The 16,701-nt window shown below is 37.7% G+C and carries 16 protein-coding genes; 6 read left to right on the forward strand and 10 right to left on the reverse strand.

Annotated elements, in window-relative coordinates; translation table 11 throughout:
- Positions 1 to 4 precede the first annotated feature (4 nt).
- The 3 genes from BFL01S_RS00780 to BFL01S_RS00790 form a co-directional block, all read right to left on the reverse strand.
- On the reverse strand, positions 5 to 3,205 hold the full coding sequence (locus tag BFL01S_RS00780; RefSeq protein ID WP_061784628.1) for a DEAD/DEAH box helicase: 3,201 nt from the start codon (positions 3,203 to 3,205) through the stop codon (positions 5 to 7).
- A 128-nt stretch (positions 3,206 to 3,333) separates the two neighbouring features.
- Positions 3,334 to 3,969: a response regulator gene (locus tag BFL01S_RS00785; protein WP_061784629.1), complete on the reverse strand. Its 636-nt coding sequence runs from the start codon at positions 3,967 to 3,969 to the stop codon at positions 3,334 to 3,336.
- 12 nt (positions 3,970 to 3,981) lie between these two features.
- Positions 3,982 to 5,100, reverse strand: a complete 1,119-nt coding sequence (locus tag BFL01S_RS00790; protein WP_061784630.1) for a GAF domain-containing sensor histidine kinase — start codon at positions 5,098 to 5,100, stop codon at positions 3,982 to 3,984.
- 285 nt (positions 5,101 to 5,385) lie between these two features.
- On the opposite strand from BFL01S_RS00790, the gene BFL01S_RS00795 reads away from it, so the two are divergent.
- Positions 5,386 to 5,724 carry a hypothetical protein gene (locus BFL01S_RS00795; protein WP_025911084.1) on the forward strand — a complete coding sequence of 113 codons (339 nt, stop codon included), beginning with the start codon at positions 5,386 to 5,388 and terminating at the stop codon, positions 5,722 to 5,724.
- A gap of 171 nt (positions 5,725 to 5,895) precedes the next feature.
- The gene (locus BFL01S_RS00800; protein WP_061784631.1) at positions 5,896 to 6,174 is read left to right on the forward strand and encodes a hypothetical protein; all 279 of its coding nucleotides are present in this window, start codon (positions 5,896 to 5,898) and stop codon (positions 6,172 to 6,174) included.
- 79 nt (positions 6,175 to 6,253) lie between these two features.
- Here the strand turns inward: BFL01S_RS00800 and ilvD are convergent, their stop codons facing one another.
- The 6 genes from ilvD to BFL01S_RS00830 form a co-directional block, all read right to left on the reverse strand.
- On the reverse strand, positions 6,254 to 7,930 hold the full coding sequence (ilvD, locus tag BFL01S_RS00805) for a dihydroxy-acid dehydratase (protein ID WP_025911088.1): 1,677 nt from the start codon (positions 7,928 to 7,930) through the stop codon (positions 6,254 to 6,256).
- A 193-nt stretch (positions 7,931 to 8,123) separates the two neighbouring features.
- The gene (locus BFL01S_RS00810) at positions 8,124 to 9,050 is read right to left on the reverse strand and encodes a manganese-dependent inorganic pyrophosphatase (protein ID WP_025911090.1); all 927 of its coding nucleotides are present in this window, start codon (positions 9,048 to 9,050) and stop codon (positions 8,124 to 8,126) included.
- A gap of 475 nt (positions 9,051 to 9,525) precedes the next feature.
- Positions 9,526 to 9,708 carry a hypothetical protein gene (locus BFL01S_RS20935; protein WP_235859186.1) on the reverse strand — a complete coding sequence of 61 codons (183 nt, stop codon included), beginning with the start codon at positions 9,706 to 9,708 and terminating at the stop codon, positions 9,526 to 9,528.
- A gap of 133 nt (positions 9,709 to 9,841) precedes the next feature.
- On the reverse strand, positions 9,842 to 10,084 hold the full coding sequence (locus BFL01S_RS00820; protein ID WP_025911092.1) for a hypothetical protein: 243 nt from the start codon (positions 10,082 to 10,084) through the stop codon (positions 9,842 to 9,844).
- Between the two features lie 113 nt (positions 10,085 to 10,197).
- Positions 10,198 to 11,271: a branched-chain amino acid aminotransferase gene (locus BFL01S_RS00825; RefSeq protein ID WP_025911093.1), complete on the reverse strand. Its 1,074-nt coding sequence runs from the start codon at positions 11,269 to 11,271 to the stop codon at positions 10,198 to 10,200.
- Positions 11,272 to 11,407: 136 nt separating this feature from the next.
- Entirely contained in the window at positions 11,408 to 11,893 is a 486-nt protein-coding gene (locus BFL01S_RS00830) for a hypothetical protein (protein WP_061784632.1), read from the reverse strand.
- Between the two features lie 261 nt (positions 11,894 to 12,154).
- On the opposite strand from BFL01S_RS00830, the gene BFL01S_RS00835 reads away from it, so the two are divergent.
- The 3 genes from BFL01S_RS00835 to uraH are packed head-to-tail and all read left to right on the forward strand — an operon-like array spanning position 12,155 to position 15,338.
- Positions 12,155 to 13,477, forward strand: coding sequence for a nucleobase:cation symporter-2 family protein (locus BFL01S_RS00835; protein WP_061784633.1), 1,323 nt, complete (start codon positions 12,155 to 12,157; stop codon positions 13,475 to 13,477).
- A 12-nt stretch (positions 13,478 to 13,489) separates the two neighbouring features.
- The gene (gene pucL, locus BFL01S_RS00840) at positions 13,490 to 14,980 is read left to right on the forward strand and encodes a factor-independent urate hydroxylase (protein WP_061784634.1); all 1,491 of its coding nucleotides are present in this window, start codon (positions 13,490 to 13,492) and stop codon (positions 14,978 to 14,980) included.
- 1 nt (position 14,981) lies between these two features.
- Complete coding sequence (uraH, locus tag BFL01S_RS00845; RefSeq protein WP_025911100.1) at positions 14,982 to 15,338, forward strand: hydroxyisourate hydrolase; 357 nt, start codon at positions 14,982 to 14,984, stop codon at positions 15,336 to 15,338.
- Positions 15,339 to 15,378: 40 nt separating this feature from the next.
- Here uraH and BFL01S_RS00850 read toward each other — a convergent pair whose 3' ends face one another.
- Positions 15,379 to 15,885 carry a GNAT family N-acetyltransferase gene (locus BFL01S_RS00850; RefSeq protein WP_025911101.1) on the reverse strand — a complete coding sequence of 169 codons (507 nt, stop codon included), beginning with the start codon at positions 15,883 to 15,885 and terminating at the stop codon, positions 15,379 to 15,381.
- 379 nt (positions 15,886 to 16,264) lie between these two features.
- On the opposite strand from BFL01S_RS00850, the gene BFL01S_RS00855 reads away from it, so the two are divergent.
- Positions 16,265 to 16,693 carry a hypothetical protein gene (locus BFL01S_RS00855; protein ID WP_156474889.1) on the forward strand — a complete coding sequence of 143 codons (429 nt, stop codon included), beginning with the start codon at positions 16,265 to 16,267 and terminating at the stop codon, positions 16,691 to 16,693.
- The last annotated feature ends 8 nt before the right edge of the window (positions 16,694 to 16,701 follow it).

Raw genomic sequence — 16,701 nt, forward strand, 5'->3', positions numbered from 1 at the left:
TGAGCTACATCTCTAAAAGTTCTCGCAGTTCCTCTTCCGATAGACTTGTTAGCATCGTTTCACCCGGTTGAATTACCTGGCTAATCAACTCTCTTTTCTTCTGCTGCATCTCATAGATTTTTTCTTCAATCGTTCCTTGCGCAATTAAGCGAATTACTTGTACAACATTCTTTTGACCAAGGCGATGGGCTCGTCCGGCAGCCTGTTCTTCAACCGCTGGGTTCCACCATAAATCATATAGAATTACGGTATCTGCACCCGTTAAATTCAGCCCTGTCCCACCAGCTTTTAACGAGATTAGAAAAATATCATGCTCGCCTTTATTAAAACGGTTGGCCATCTCTACTCGGTCTTTTCCATCTGTTTGGCCATCCAAATAGAAAAAGGAAATGTTCTGTTCTGCAAGCTTTTCTCTAATGATATGAAGCATGCTCGTGAACTGTGAAAAAATTAGCATCCGCTTTCCGTTAGCTAATGCTTGATGAACGGTTTCAAGTAGCTGTTCCAGCTTGCTGGACTCAGCTTCGTAGTTTTCAATAAAGAGAGCTGGATGACAGCAAATTTGACGTAAACGCGTTAAGCCAGCTAAAATTTTCATACGGTTTCGCTGAAAATCTTCTGTAGTTAACGAGCTTTTTAATTGCTCTAAATATCCAACGTACAGCTCTTTTTGTTCTTTTGACAGCTCTGAGCGCTGCGTTGTTTCAATTTTATCAGGAAGTTCTTTTAGAACGTCCTTTTTCACGCGACGGAGAATAAACGGGCGCACTAATTTGCTAATCCGCTCTGAGGTCATCTTTTTAAACCCTTGCTGACTTGGTAACAATCCAGGTAATATCGTTTGAAAAATAGACCATAGCTCTTCAAGTGAGTTCTCTATCGGTGTACCGCTTAATGCAAATCGCTTTGGAGCAGATATTGCCCGTACCGCTGCTGCCGCTTTCGTAGCATAGTTTTTAATCGTTTGAGCTTCATCTAAAATTAGAGCATGAAACTCTCTTTCTTTATATAACGACATATCCTGTCTAAGCGTTGGGTAAGACGTAATAAAAATATCTGCGTTCTCTTGAAGCAAATCGTTTCTCTCTTTTGGAGTTCCAGCAATCGTGTGCACCTTTAAAGAAGGCGCGAATTTCTCAAATTCATTCTTCCAGTTGTAAACTAAGGAAGCTGGTACAACAATTAAAGATGGATGCAATACAGCGTCTTGTTCTTTTTCTGAAAGTAAATAAGCAATGGTTTGAAGCGTCTTTCCAAGCCCCATATCATCAGCCAGTATACCGCCTAATGAATAGGTTGATAAAGATTTAAACCACCGAAATCCCGTATACTGATAGTCTCGAAGCTCTGCATGCAGCCCCGAAGGTATACGCCAATTACTTTGATCAGGTGATCCGATACGTTTAACAAGCGTTTGAAACGCTTCGCTTAATCGACCTTTAGCCTCCTGTGATTGACCAAGAATTTCTTCAACTTGCATTCCTTTATATAGCGGAACGTGAAGGCGATTCTCTTCTAGCTCTTCTTTTTTCACATTTAGCTCTGTAAACAAGTCCTGAATCCTCTGAAATCCATCTTGCTCAAGAGAAAGAAATGCTCCATTGTTTAAACGATAATATTTTTTCTTTTCAAGGACAGACCTAAGAACTTCTTGCACCGTTTTTTCATCGATTCCAGCCAAGTCAAAGTTGATTTCTAATAGATTGTTTTGCTGTTCTAAATCAATGCTTGTGATCAAATTTGAAGCATCATAGAGGGTTTCTTGCTTTGCTTCTTCACTTATACGGATGTCTACAAGTTCTTCAAGTTGAGGAAGAATACGAAATAAGAATTCAAACATCGCTTCTTCATCTTGCTGAAGGTAAAGCTGGTTTTTATAAATATTAATGGGTGCATGTTCAATAATATCCATAATAATTGCTTCTTTTTCCATATCTCGTACCAGAATAAACTTAGGTTTTTCATCGGTATTCTGAAAGGGATTAATCATAAAATCACCGTAGTGATATTCAAGCGTCACAAGAAGCTGTTCGCTTTCTTTCTCTACCCACAGCTTTGCCTGTAATGGCGGAGACATAACTTGATTTTCTACTGCTTGTGAAATTTTCACTTCTCCTACTTTGCGTAGGCCAGGTACTACTTGTGATAAAAACGTTCCCATCTGTTCATCATCAACTGATAGAACCGGCTGAACCGGCATGTTTTCCAGTAATCCTTCTACAAGCTTCCGCTGCTTCTTCGTGAGTTCATAAAAATGACCACTCGCAAAAATCCAATGATAACGATTAAAAAAAGAAGCTTCATCTAGGTCCCGAAAATTAATTTGAAACTCTTTGGCTTGATTTTCATCAATAAAAAAAGAAAATGGAAGGCCTTCTTTTTTCAGTAACACATCTCTATACGTCTCATCTTCATGAACAAAAGTCCAGTCTCTTCCTTGAAGTGCGTGTAAGAGTGACTTTGCTACAGACGTCGGGATAACAAGATCTTTGTTAGTAACGGTTCGCCTCGGAGAAGCATAGGTTTGTTTATAAAAGCGTTCGCTTTCGACAATTTGCTGTAAAAGGTTAAGAACGACTTCATCTTCTTTCGCAAAATAATGTACAACCGGATCATATGAAAACCGCTTGGTGAATTCATGCGGTTCATCCTCAGCTACATCATCTAAAAAAGACCGTAAATCCTTCACAACATAGGTACGCTCAACCCCTACCTTTACCTCAATTGTTAAGTAGAGCTCTCCGTCTCTAGAAAAGCGTTCTGAATGCGACTTACAAATATATTCAACCGATAATTGTTCTTTCTCATCCCTGCTATCACTTTCAATAACTGATTGATGAAAATCTGCGAAGGATTGAATAAAAGAATTGACGCGCTGGTGTTCATAGCTTTTCCGGCGAGATGTTGATGCAACGTCAGTTTTTGTTGCTTGTTGTTCACAAATGGCTAAAAGAACCGCTACCTCATGCTTACATTCACCAAACTCATGATAAGCTAGGCATTCACAAGAAGAAGCGTAACCTTGTTCTTTCATTTGAATCATAACCGTATATGATTCCGTTCCTTCAACAAACCCTATCCATGTTTTCGTTTGTTCATTGTATTCTAAGTCTGTTACTCGCTGTTGTTGATAATATGTATGACCTCTATAGTAGGTTCGACTTGAATATGCATCTTTTAAATACGCTTCATTTAACATTCGCATCTTTTTAAATCTTCCTATCGCTAAATTTTTTCCTCATAAAACAAATCATGCTCAAGTAATCTTGAGCATGATTTGTTTAATCTCTCTATTATATCATGTACATCCATTCGGTACTACCGAGCACATTTTTAAACATGATGCTCTACAGCATATAGAGCAGCTTGGGTGCGATCTTGAACCTGAAGCTTTGATAGAATGTTTGAGACATGCGTTTTAACCGTCTTTTCTGTTATATGTAAAGCAGCTGCAATTTCTTTATTACTTTTCCCTGAAGAAATTTCTTTTAACACTTCACGCTCTCGCTTTGTTAATAAATCTAACAATAAAGGCTCTTTTTTAACAGGTTGGGTTAATTTATTTAATAAATGAGCTGTTATCTTGGGACTTAACTGGTATTGACCGTTTATTACATTTCGAATTCCCACTATCAGCTCATCAGGGTCACTTTCTTTTAACTGGTAACTTTCCGCCCCTGCTTCTAATGCCGGTATTACGTGATCTTGATCTGAAAAGCTCGTTAGAATCAGTACTTTCACATTTGGCTGCTCTTGCTTAATTTGTTTAGTAGCCTGAATGCCATCAAGCTCTGGCATTGATAAATCCATCACGACAAGGTCAGGCTGTAGTTCTTTCACTTTTCGAACGGCTTCCTGGCCGTTTGACGCTTCGCCCACAATTTCTATATCGGGCTGGGTTTGTAAAAATAACGCTAACCCTTTGCGAACAACATGGTGGTCATCTGCAATTAAAATACGTATGCTCATCTTTCTCTCTCCTTAAAACGGAACAACAATTTGGATCGTTGTTCCTTCTCCTAGTTTACTAGTTACATGGAATGTACCGGATTGCTTTTCGACTCGTTGCTTCATTGCTCTTAAACCAATTGTAGGAAGCATTGCCGACTCATACTCTTCATAGCAAAAACCCATTCCTTTGTCGCTAACTGTCATAGTAACCTTTTCTTTTTGGATTGATAGAAAAAGATTTACATCGTGTACATCGGCATGCTTTCGGCAGTTATTCAAGGCCTCCTGCCCAGCTCTAAACAGCATTTCTTCCACAGAAGCTGGTAGAAAAGCCGTTCCTTCTCGAATTGCATTTACGTTTAAACCAATCATTTCACCATAGCTTGTTAATGCACAAACAAGCCCTTGCTGTAATCCATCTGGACGAAGCTGTAAAATCAGCGCTTTCATCTCAGCTTGCGCTTGACTAGCCGTTTGTTGAATTATTTCAAACATATCCCTGGACGCCTCATGGCCAGTTTTTGTTCCTGCTTTAGCCGTGAGCTGAATTGAGAATAAAAGCTGATTAACAGAATCGTGAAGGTCTTGTGCTAAGCGATTTCTTTCATCTCTTAGTCGCATTTCTTGTTCTTTTTTTGTTAAGTCTAACCGTTTAATAGCCGTTCCAATTTGGAGCGCAACAGCACCTAATATATCAAGCTCTTGTTGATCAAAATACTGTTTTCCTGGTGCCGCAACGTTCAATATGCCAAACTGTTCTTTTCCTGAATAAAGAGGAACGGTTGCGTGATGAGTGATGTTATTTGTTTCTCCCCAATCGTGAACTGTAGCTTCATCCAGCCTTTTGCATTCCATTGTATTTGTCGCTTTTGTTAATTTACCATTACAATAGCGGCTAACACACCAACAGCTGCCGTTACGCATAGGTTGAATTTGATGATTCGTTAACGCGTCCGGTAGATTATGAGCAGCCATGAGTTCATAATCTCCACACTCGTCAATTAAAAAAATCCACCCCGTATGTAATTGAGTTGCTTTAAGCAATTGAACCAGGGTATCTTGAAGCATTTGCTTTACGTCTGTACTTTCATTTAGGATTTCTGCAATATCCTTTAATATCTTTAGTTCATTCAATTGTTTTTTTGTCATCTTCATCACCTAACTTAGTTATATAGCTATTTTATCATAAAGTAATAGTAGTTCATTCCAACTATCGTTCGTTTTTTGAAAAATATAAAAATAGTTTGTTAGATTCTTTAACAATTCGCTAGCGTTCGATTTTCATTCAAACTATACTACAATTAATACAAGAAATCGCAAAAAAATGTCAGAAATTGATGATTTATTTCATAAAAAAATATTATTGAAAACGCTTCCAAAAATAGATTGTTAGTGCTAAAATGAATTTATTAAAAGGATAGGGATGTGACCGTCATGAATAAATTGTTTTTAGAAGAATTAAAATACATTATCCAATGCGAAGTGCCTCTGACAACATATCGCTTAACGCAATTAGAAGAAAAATTCTCAAAGCGATCAGAGCTTATTATTGAAATGTATCAACTTCTCTTCGAAAAGCGTCATGTTCTTTTATTTATAGACAATCTGGAAGCGGCCGTGTATGAATATCTTGTGAATCGTGAAATCTCAAATGCAAAAACTCGTTACGGTGCGGTTTTGTTTGTGGCAAATTTATTTGGTGAAACACCTACATATATAAAATGTAAGATTGCGAAATATCAGCAGTCCTCTATTTCGAATATGAGTGCGTAGTAATAGGTTGTTTGCGAAGAGAAATCCTTCAACCGAGGATTTCTTTTTGCTATTTAACAATCGTTCCTTTTTCCTCAGCTGGAAGATAAAAGGTTGTGATTGAAAATCGTCTATCATGTAAAATCTTCAGCGTATGACATACTGACTTATAATTTAAAGGAGGCTGATAAGATGAAGGTTATGTTTTTTGTAGACCGCTATTTTTTTCTTGAAAAGCAGGTTCACGAATACATGAAATTACTAGTTGTCAAAACCCCTGAACAAGTACTGCATTATTTTGAAAAACAATTAATGAGATATCAACGTTTATTATTACTCCAAAACCTTGACGCGTATCCTGATAGTGTTATTACCTCGATTCATTATCTAATTAAAGATTACTCTTCTGCTATTCACAAAGTCCAAACTTATTTAAGCTATCAAAAAGAACTGCAAGTGTTAAATGATTAATGACAAGGAATGTTACATGAAAAAGCCCTCTAGCTTATTCATTTTATCTAGTAAATGAGCTAGAGGGCTTTTGTTTGTTTTAGATTTTCATGATTCCGCCTGTGCTTGCCGATGTAACAAGTTTAGAGTAACGAGCAAGATACCCTTTTTTCACTTTTGGTTCAAAGCCTTTCCAATTAGCTTTACGAGCTTCCCAAACTTCAGGTGCCACTTCTACGTCCATGCGGCGCTCTTCAATATCAATTACGATATGATCTCCATTTTCAACAAATGCAAGTGGTCCACCTTCAGCAGCTTCTGGTGAAGCATGGCCAATTGATAAGCCACGTGATGCTCCAGAGAATCTTCCGTCTGTTAGTAAGGCTACTTTTGCCCCTAATCCCATTCCCATAATTTGAGAAGTAGGAGCTAACATTTCAGGCATTCCTGGTCCTCCTTTAGGTCCTTCATAACGAATGATAACTACGTCTCCGGCTTTGACTTTGCCGTTTGCAATGCCGTGAAGGGCTTCGTCTTGAGAATCGAATACTACAGCTGGGCCTTCATGACGTGTTATACCGTCTTGAACACCACCAGTTTTAATGATAGCACCATCTGGAGCCAAGTTACCAAATAAGACAGCTAGTCCACCTTTTTCTGTAAACGGCTTATCGATTGGATGAATAACATTGTAGTCTTGTACTTCACACCCCGCAATGTTTTCACCTAATGTTTTACCTGTAACGGTCATTGTATCTAAATGAAGTGCACCTGGCTTTTTCGCAAGCTCATTAAGTGCAGCAGATACACCACCTGCTTCGTGTAAATCTTCAATAAAGACATCAGATGCTGGTGCAAGCTTAGATAAATGTGGTACGCGTGCTGCTACTTCATTAATGCGTTCAAGCGGATAGTCGATTTCTGCTTCGTTCGCAAGCGCTAGCGTATGTAAAACAGTGTTTGTTGAACCACCTAGAGCCATATCAAGCGCAAATGCATTGTCAATTGCTTTTTCTGTTACGATATCACGTGGTTTTAAATCTAGCTTAATTAATTCCATTAACTGCTTCGCTGATTTTTTCACAAACTCTTTACGTTCAGGTGCAACAGCCAAGATTGTACCATTTCCAGGTAGCGCTAAGCCTAATGCTTCAGCTAAACAGTTCATTGAGTTAGCCGTGAACATCCCAGAACATGAACCACATGTCGGACAACCAAACTGTTCTAATTCTTGAAGTCCTTTGCCATCAATTTTCCCTGCTTGGTAAGCACCTACGCCTTCAAATACTGAAGATAACGAAATGCGTCGACCGTCGCTTGTTTGTCCGGCTTTCATCGGTCCGCCGCTTACAAAAATAGATGGGATATTTAAGCGTAAGGAAGCCATTAGCATTCCTGGCGTAATTTTATCACAGTTTGGAATACAAACCATTCCGTCAAACCAGTGTGCTGAAACAACTGTTTCTACTGAATCAGCTATGATTTCACGACTTGGAAGTGAGTAGCGCATACCGATATGTCCCATTGCAATCCCATCATCTACGCCGATTGTATTCATTTCAAACGGAACGCCGCCCGCTTCGCGAATAGCATCTTTTACAATTTTCCCGAACTCTTGCAAATGTACATGCCCAGGTACAATATCAATATATGAATTTACAACAGCGATAAACGGTTTATTAAAATCTTCTTCTTTTACTCCAGCAGCACGTAGTAAGCTTCTATGAGGTGCTCTGTCAAAACCTTTTTTGATCATGTTACTTCTTAATTCTGTCACAATAATTCCCTCCGTATTCGTAACGATCTAAAGAAATATAAATCTTTTAAATTATTTAACAATTTTTAATATAGATACTAATTTAACAAATTAACGTGTGCTTTGTAAAGGCTTATAACAAAATAAGCAGATTTTTATGTTGAAATAATAAAAAAACCTCGATGGTTTCGAAGAACCTCGAGGTTTTTAGGGATTATGCAAATACTGAAGTTAATACTGGAACAACTTGTTTTTTACGTGATACAACGCCTTTTAATAGCGCCATGTTGTTCACTAGCGGTACTCCATATGCTTGCTCTACTTTTGAAACTTCTGCGCCAAGTGCAATAGCAGTTGAATCACTGTTTAAGATATCTGTTACAACAAGTAAGAATAAGTCTAATTCTTTCGCTTGGATTGTTGCTGCAATTACTTCTTCAATTTCTGTTTTACGTTCAATCACATCATTTACATCCACTGCGTTTACTTGAGCAATTTCTACTTTGCTAGCGCCCATTGTAAATTCTTTTGCATCAAGTGAAATTAATTCAGCTGCTGTTTTGTCTCCAAGGTCTGCACCTGCTTTTAACATTGCTAGTCCATATTCTGCTGCATCTACACCAGCGATAGCTGCAAGCTCTTTTGCTGCTGCAACGTCTTGGTCTGTACAAGTTGGTGATTTAAACAATAGTGAATCAGAAATAATAGCTGATAACATTAACCCAGCAATATTTGGCTCGATTTCAACACCATTTTCTTTGTACATTTTGTTTAAAATTGTTGCTGTACAACCTACAGGCTCTGCACGATAGTATAGTGGATCTGCTGTTTCAAAGTTTGCAATACGGTGGTGATCAATTACTTCAAGTACGCGTACTTGGTCAATGTCTATTGCACTTTGTTGACGCTCGTTGTGGTCAACTAAAATAACTTCATTTACTTCTTTTGATACTTCAGCTACAAAGCGTGGTACTTCTGCGTTGAACTTCTCTAACGCAAATTGTGTTTCACCATTAATGTCCCCTAAACGTACAGGTTCTGCATTCACACCTAGCTTTGTTTTTAAATCCGCATAAGCAATTGCCGAGCAGATTGTATCTGTGTCTGGATTTTTATGTCCGAAAATAAATACTTTTTCCATAGAACTCTCTCTCCTTCTAACTATGTAAATAAAAGTCTTGTTCCTTTGACGTAAACTCTACGCGTTAGGAAGCAACATTGACATTTTAACACAAACTTTCCTGTTCGTTTTACTATTTATTGAAAAATTCTTTTCTTTAGATAAAATAATTCCTTTTTATTCGGTATGAATGGATGGAATTATTTTATGTGAGCGCTTTATTATTTGATTTCAATTTTAAATGCACTATCTTGCCACCTCTGATAAAGATAAAAAAGAATGGCCACAGCGGTCATAATTTAAAAAAGCTGGAATGCATTTACAGAGTGCATTTCATAAATCCCTAAACGTTGGAAAAATGGGCTCAATATATAAGCTTGAAATAAATCAAAGATGGCATTTAAGATAAAAAACGCCCAAAAGCCGGGATAAGTAAAATAAAAAATAAGAAGTGTACCCACAAAAAATACGCCAAATACAAACGGGGTCATATCCTCTAAGAAAAACAGCGTTTGGTTAACTTCCCACCAATCATAGCGTTTAGCCATTTCAAAGAAATCGTCAGCATAACAATCCCAAAAAGCCCAGCGAGAACATACCGCTTTATGCGATTGCTATCAAAGAAAAAGAATAACAGCCATGGTCCAATAAACAATCCTAACATTACAGTTTGTGTCACGCATATAGCCTCCTTTAATTACATTTTACTGTTAATGTGCGTAAAAGAGGCAATTATATGAATAACTATCAAAAAAAGAAAGCTAGCACGCATGCTAACTTTCTTTTTTTTAGGGGAGATTACACCACTTCTATTAAACGCTCTCTGTGGGTGCAGATTCTTTTAGATGGTGGTAAAAATCGTGTAACTGCGATTCATACTGAATTCTCAGCTTGTACTCACAGGGGGTAAATTCAACTAGATGAGACGCAAATAAATAACCAACCAATCGATGAAGTTCACCAGCATTCATTTCCACTCCAGCTATTTCGCATAACTTTCTTTGAATAACCTCTTCTAGTACACGCACTTTTTCATCATGTGATAAAAATAGCACCCCACCAACCCCTTATCTTTTCTAATGAAACATGTTCACCTTAAGTATAAAGTAAAAACCAGGAAAAAAGAACTGTTTCCCTGGTTTTTACTAACATTTTTATTGAATTATACCTACTTTACTTCTATACACCAATTAAAGTGATCTTCAACCATTCCACTTTGTATGCCTGTTAGCGTATCATACAATTTCTTTGTAACTTCTCCAGTTTTTCCACCATTGATACTCATACCTTCATTTTGCCAGAATAGCTCACCTACTGGAGAAATAACCGCTGCTGTTCCTGTTCCAAATGCTTCTTCTAATTTACCAGCTGCATAGGCTTCCTTAATCTCAGCAATTGAAATCTTGCGTTCTGAAACAGGGATACCCCAGTGCTTCAATAGCTCAATAACTGATTTGCGGGTGATACCTTCTAGAATACTACCGTTAATAGACGGAGTAATAACTTCACCATCTACTTTAAAAAAGATATTCATACTTCCTACTTCTTCAATATATTTGCGCTCTACGCCATCTAACCAAAGTACTTGAGAGTAACCTTTTGTACCAGACAGCTGCTGCGCTTTTAAGCTTGCCGCATAATTTCCGCCTGTTTTCGCACTACCTGTCCCTCCAGCTACAGAGCGGACAAATTCATTTTCAACCGCGATTCGTACCGGAGCAATGCCTTCTTTATAATAAGAAGCTACAGGCGATAAAATAATAATAAATTGATAACGATCAGATGGTGAAACGCCTAAATATGGTTCTGTTGAAATAATAAATGGACGAATATATAAAGACGTACCTTCAGCATTTGGAATCCAATCGCGGTCCACTTGAATTAGTGTTTTTAGCGCTTCTAACGCTAACTCTTCATCTAAGTGAGGAATACATAGACGATCATTTGATTTGTTTAATCGTTTGAAATTCTCATCGGGTCTAAATAATAATACCTGCTCTTTTTTTGTTACATATGCTTTTAAGCCTTCAAATACTGATTGACCATAATGGAAAATCATCGATGCTGGATCTAACGTAAGAGGCTGATAAGGAATAATTCTCGGATCATGCCAACCTTGACCTTCTGTGTAGTCCATAATGAACATATGGTCCGTGAATACTTTACCGAACGCCAATTCACTAGCGTTGGGTTTTTCTTTTTTTGTTTGAGTTAATGTTACATCAATATTGTACTTTGTCATGGTTGCTTCTCCTTGCTTTCTTGAATTTAAGGGTTATTTACCTTTATATAAATTCCATTGTACATCTAGATGGAAGATTGTCACAATAGGTAAAGATAAAAAATTCTAAATTTTTTATAAAAAGATTTTTTAACACTTATATTCCGATTTTCACACGCAGTTTATTATCCTGAATGGAAAACTGCTTAATCGTTCCAATTGGAATCAGTTTCACTTTATCAATTTCGTTCAGATCAATGTGGATTTGCCCATCTTTATAAGTCGTTACTGGAGGTTTATCAAATAGTCTCTTTTTAAGAAAATCGCGGTTGGTAGGTTTCATTTCATGAATTTGAAATAAAAGCACACGTCCGTTAGCTGAAGAAGGTTCCAACTTTATTTGAAAGGGAATCTTTAACAAATATTTATGAACACTACCTTTTACTTCAATGATATTTTCTTGAAAAATGATACTTAAATTCTGAATTTGATCTTGTTTCTTTAACTGTCTCTGAAACAAGCGCATAAGCATAGCAGCTGAGATAGGTACTGTAATTCCCCCATCCGCTAGCTTTTCTTTTGCTTTAAGCGTTCTCTCGTCATTTGCTACCTGTTGAAATTTGCGTTGTATCCATTCTTTCATGATGCACCTCCATAGTTTAATAACGTCTTGTAATAGTGTATGAGTAGAGAGCTTATTCATTTTCATAAAATTATCATGCTCTTTTATGTGTCACAAAACATACCACCGGGTTATTTTTTTGGAAAAATAGCGAAAAAAAACTTATATTTTTTAGTTACATTCACTAATGACAGAATATTCAAAACGGATTAAGATGGTATCAACACCTATTAATGTTACATTTTATAACATCAATTGTGATATAATGAAAGGAGATTTTGTATGAAGAAAACACAAAATCCATTAGCACTTACTTCATTAGGCTTGCAACACGTACTTGCGATGTATGCTGGAGCTATCCTTGTTCCGTTAACCGTGGGGCGCGCTTTGCATTTAAGCGCACATGAACTCGCCTATTTAGTTGCAATTGATTTACTAACATGCGGCATTGCTACCTTATTGCAAGCTTGGAACAACCGCTGGTTTGGAATCGGATTACCGGTTGTACTCGGAAGCTCGTTTGTTGCGGTTACACCAATGATAGCAATTGGCTCGCAGTATGGAATTAACGCAGTATACGGCGCTATTATTGCAGCGGGACTGTTTATCGTTTTATTCGCTAACTTTTTCGGTAAAATCGTTAAACTTTTCCCACCGGTTGTAACAGGGACAGTCGTGACGATGATTGGCTTGTCACTTGTGCCATCAGCCGTTCGAAACATGGGTGGTGGTGTTGGCAGTGAAGAGTTTGGATCCGTAGAAAATTTAGCATTAGCTTTTGGCGTTCTCGCTTTCATTTTATTTTTAAATCGTTTTTTCACAGGTTTTCTACGAGCATTGTCCGTACTTCTGGGCATTGTAGTAGGAACAATTGTTGCAGCGTTTATGGGCATGGTTAATTTATCAAGTGTAAAAGAAGCCTCCTGGCTACATATTCCTACTCCATTTTATTTTGGTGCACCCACATTTGAAATTGGACCTATCCTGACTATGATACTAGTTGGTGTGGTAATCATAATTGAATCTACGGGTGTTTTTCTCGCACTAAGCAAAGTCTGCGAGCGTGACTTAAACGATCAAGATTTTATTAAAGGTTATCGTGCTGAAGGGTTAGCTATTATGCTAGGCGGTATTTTTAACGCTTTTCCTTACAATACGTTTGCTCAAAACGTTGGACTTGTTCAACTCTCAAGAGTAAAGACAAGAAATGTCGTAGTGGTAGCAGGAGTCATTTTGATTACGTTAGGTCTTATTCCTAAAATTGCTGAATTAACAACAGTTGTTCCTACTCCCGTACTCGGTGGTGCTATGATTGTATTATTCGGAATGGTTATTTCATCAGGAATTAAAATGCTGAGCAACGTTGATTTTTCTAATCAAAGTAATTTATTAATCATTGCCTGTTCATTATCACTTGGATTAGGGGTAACGGTCGTACCTGATTTATTCGCCCAGCTCCCAGCTGGACTTAAGATTATTGTAAGTGATGGTATTATTACAGGAAGCATTGCTGCTATTTTACTAAACATATTCTTTCGTTCTAGCGAAACTACGAATAGGCCTATCGTGACGTTCAAAAAAATTGATTATTCAGAATCAAAATAATGAGGTGCTAACATGATGAAGCAAACGATTCACGAAGTAAATGAATTACCTGAGCAAACATTTATTGGATTATTTCAAGATATCTATGAACATTCTTCTTGGATTGTAAAAAAAGTTGCTCCACTCCGGCCGTTTAGTTCTCTCCAAGAATTTCATCACCGAACAATCAGAGTTATTGATGAAGCTTCTAATCAAAGAAAATTAGACTTACTACAAGCTCACCCAAATCTAGGAGCTAAAATCGCCATGACGACTCACTCTATAAATGAGCAAACGGGCGCCGGTTTAACCTCTCTTACAGCGGAAGAGTATGAACATTTCACAAACGCAAACAAGACCTATATGAATCGCTTCGGTTTCCCTTTTATCGTTGCTGTAAGAGGAAAAACGAAAAGCACAATCTATCAAAGCTTAATTAATCGACTACAAAACGATAAAAAAACAGAGTTTACAACAGCGTTAGCTGAAGTATATAAGATTGCTTATTTTCGATTGGTAGACAAAATAAAAACTGAGGAGCGTGTTACAATGACGAATCAATCAAATCGCCAAATGTATTATGGAAAAGGAGATGTATTTGCTTATCGTACGTATTTAAAACCACTTAAAGGTGTGAAGGTCATTCCAGAATCCGAATTCAGTGGCCGAAATAACATCGTATTTGGCGTCAATGTAAAAGTGGCAATAGGAGGAAGTCAGTTTTTATCTTCGTTTATAGAAGGTGATAATAGTCTTGTTGTTGCAACAGACTCTATGAAAAATTTTATTCAGCGTCATTTAGGCAGCTATGATGGTTCAACAATCGAAGGCTTCTTAAAATATGTTGCTGAAGCATTTTTAGATAAATATCCTCAAATGGAAACAGTTCAATTAACTGGAGACGAAGTTCCATTTGAAGCCACAAACGGTATGGTAGGCAATACGCTAACTGAAAGCAAGCTTGTTTACAAAAGATCTCGAAATGAATATGCTCAAGCTGGTATTAAAATAGAACGAACGGTCCAAGGTCAACAAATTACTGAGCAATATAGTAAACTAAAAGATTTACAGCTAATTAAAGTAGAGGGAAATTCATTTGTCGGGTTTGTTCGAGATGAATATACAACGTTACCCGAAGACTCTAATCGCCCACTTTTTGTTTATTTAAATATCGGATGGACATACACTCAACCAGAAGACGCAATAGGTGATGCCCCTCTTTCTTATGTAGCAGCGGAACAAGTAAAAGACATCGCATGCTCAGTGTTTAACGAGACTGAAACACCATCTATTCAAAATTTAATTTATCTAATCGGCATTCGCGTGCTCGAACGCTTCCCTCAACTAAAAGATGTCACGTTTGAGTCACAAAATCACACGTGGGATGCAGTCGTTGAAGATATTCCAAACTCTGATGGCAAAGTGTATACTGAACCAAAGCCACCGTTTGGTTTCCAAGTCTTCACGGTAACACAGGAGGATGTCAAAATAGCTGTTACATCCGCACTTGAGGAGTCAAATTAACATGACCACGCTTTCGACTCATGTTTTAGATTTAGCAAATGGAAAACCAGCTAAAGGGATAGCTGTTTCACTCTACAAACTTCAAGACGATAATGAACGGTTGTGGATTGGAGATACAATTACAAACGAAGGCGGACGAATTGACCAACCTTTTTTTAGTAACGAAACGTTCACCCCAGGCGAGTATGAGCTTTTATTTGATATCGAACCTTACTTTATAAGAGAATCAGTTCAAACGAGCACGCCTGCTTTTTTAACAAAAGTAGCGGTTAGGATTGGGCTTTCAGAAGCATTTGAGCATTATCATGTCCCTCTTCTTGTTTCTCCATGGGGATATCAAATCTACCGAGGTAGTTAAACAAAAAGGAGCAGCGTAGACTGCTCCTTTTTGTTTAAACTTATTCAACATCTAATAATTTACTCATGATGTATTCGTCTACATATTGCCCATTAATTCGCAGCGAATGCTTTTTTGTGCCTTCAATTTGAAACCCGATTTTTTTATACAAATGAATTGCAATTACATTTTCAACTACAACTGTTAGCTCAAGGCGGTGAATTTGCTGTTCTTTTGCCCATTCTTCAAGCTGTTGAAACAACTGCAAACCAATACCCATTCCTCGATAGTCTTTTAAGATTCCCATCGACACATACGCGATATGGGCACTTCGGTTCACCACTCCACCTACAGCCTGTAAGTAACCAACCAGTTCACCCTCTACTTCTGCTACTAAAAGCGTAGAGTTTCGCTGTTGTTTCATCATTTCAATTTGCTTTTCCTGTTGCTCTGAACTTAGCTTTCGTTCGTTTTCTTCAAAAAGCATATACTGACTTTCAGTTTCTACTTGCTTAATCATCTCAACAAATTGAGGCGCATCAGTCATCTCTATTTCACGTATCACAATTGACTCCCCTTTTTTCTATCTAGCATTTATTTTAAAGGAATATGAAAAGTAACGCTATTGTCTTGCTTCGAATGACTCATGTGAAGAATGTACAAAAAGACGCCCAATTGGGCGTCTTTGATGCGTTTTGAGGCGAGGACCGTATGACCACATTCATACGTTTAGCAAAAGCATATCCTTCGACTTACACAAATTAGCTCATCGCTTCTTTACTATAGCACGGTCAAAGCGAAACAGCAAGCTTTTTTTAATTCTTTCGTCATTTTTCGTTCTAAACTTCAGAGAACTTCATATGTATGCTACAAAAGGATAAGGACGTGATACTTATGCTTCTAGCGAACCCTCCTCGTTTTTTTGGTCACTCGCTCGCCATAATCAGATGATAGAGTGCCCAAGAAAATATGCTTATCAGTACTATTTTTCCCATCATGGTTGGCTTTCTTCTTCTACTGAACTTGCAAAACAAGCCTATCGCTTAAAGAAAATAGTTACTTTGCCGCTATTAGTGGGACAAGCAGTCAAGCAAGCTATTCGGAATTATTCCTTTACCACAAACACAGAATCAATCGAAGAGCACATGACTGCAATGCGTAATTTCATTGATCAAGAACTGCGTCGTGCTTATTTGCAAACACGAGATCATGGCGACGATTGGTATCATGAACCGAACGTGTACACCATGATGCTCGAATACTACCAAAAAGGTTATTTAGCAGATTATGAAATTCAACAAACAAAAACGTCTATCGAGAGGTGTGTAACCAAAGCCACTAAGCGCTTTTCCGATGAAACAAAGTACTCGCTGTAAACAATGTG

The sequence above is a fragment of the Priestia flexa NBRC 15715 genome, from assembly GCF_001591565.1.
Lineage (GTDB): Bacteria > Bacillota > Bacilli > Bacillales > Bacillaceae_H > Priestia > Priestia flexa.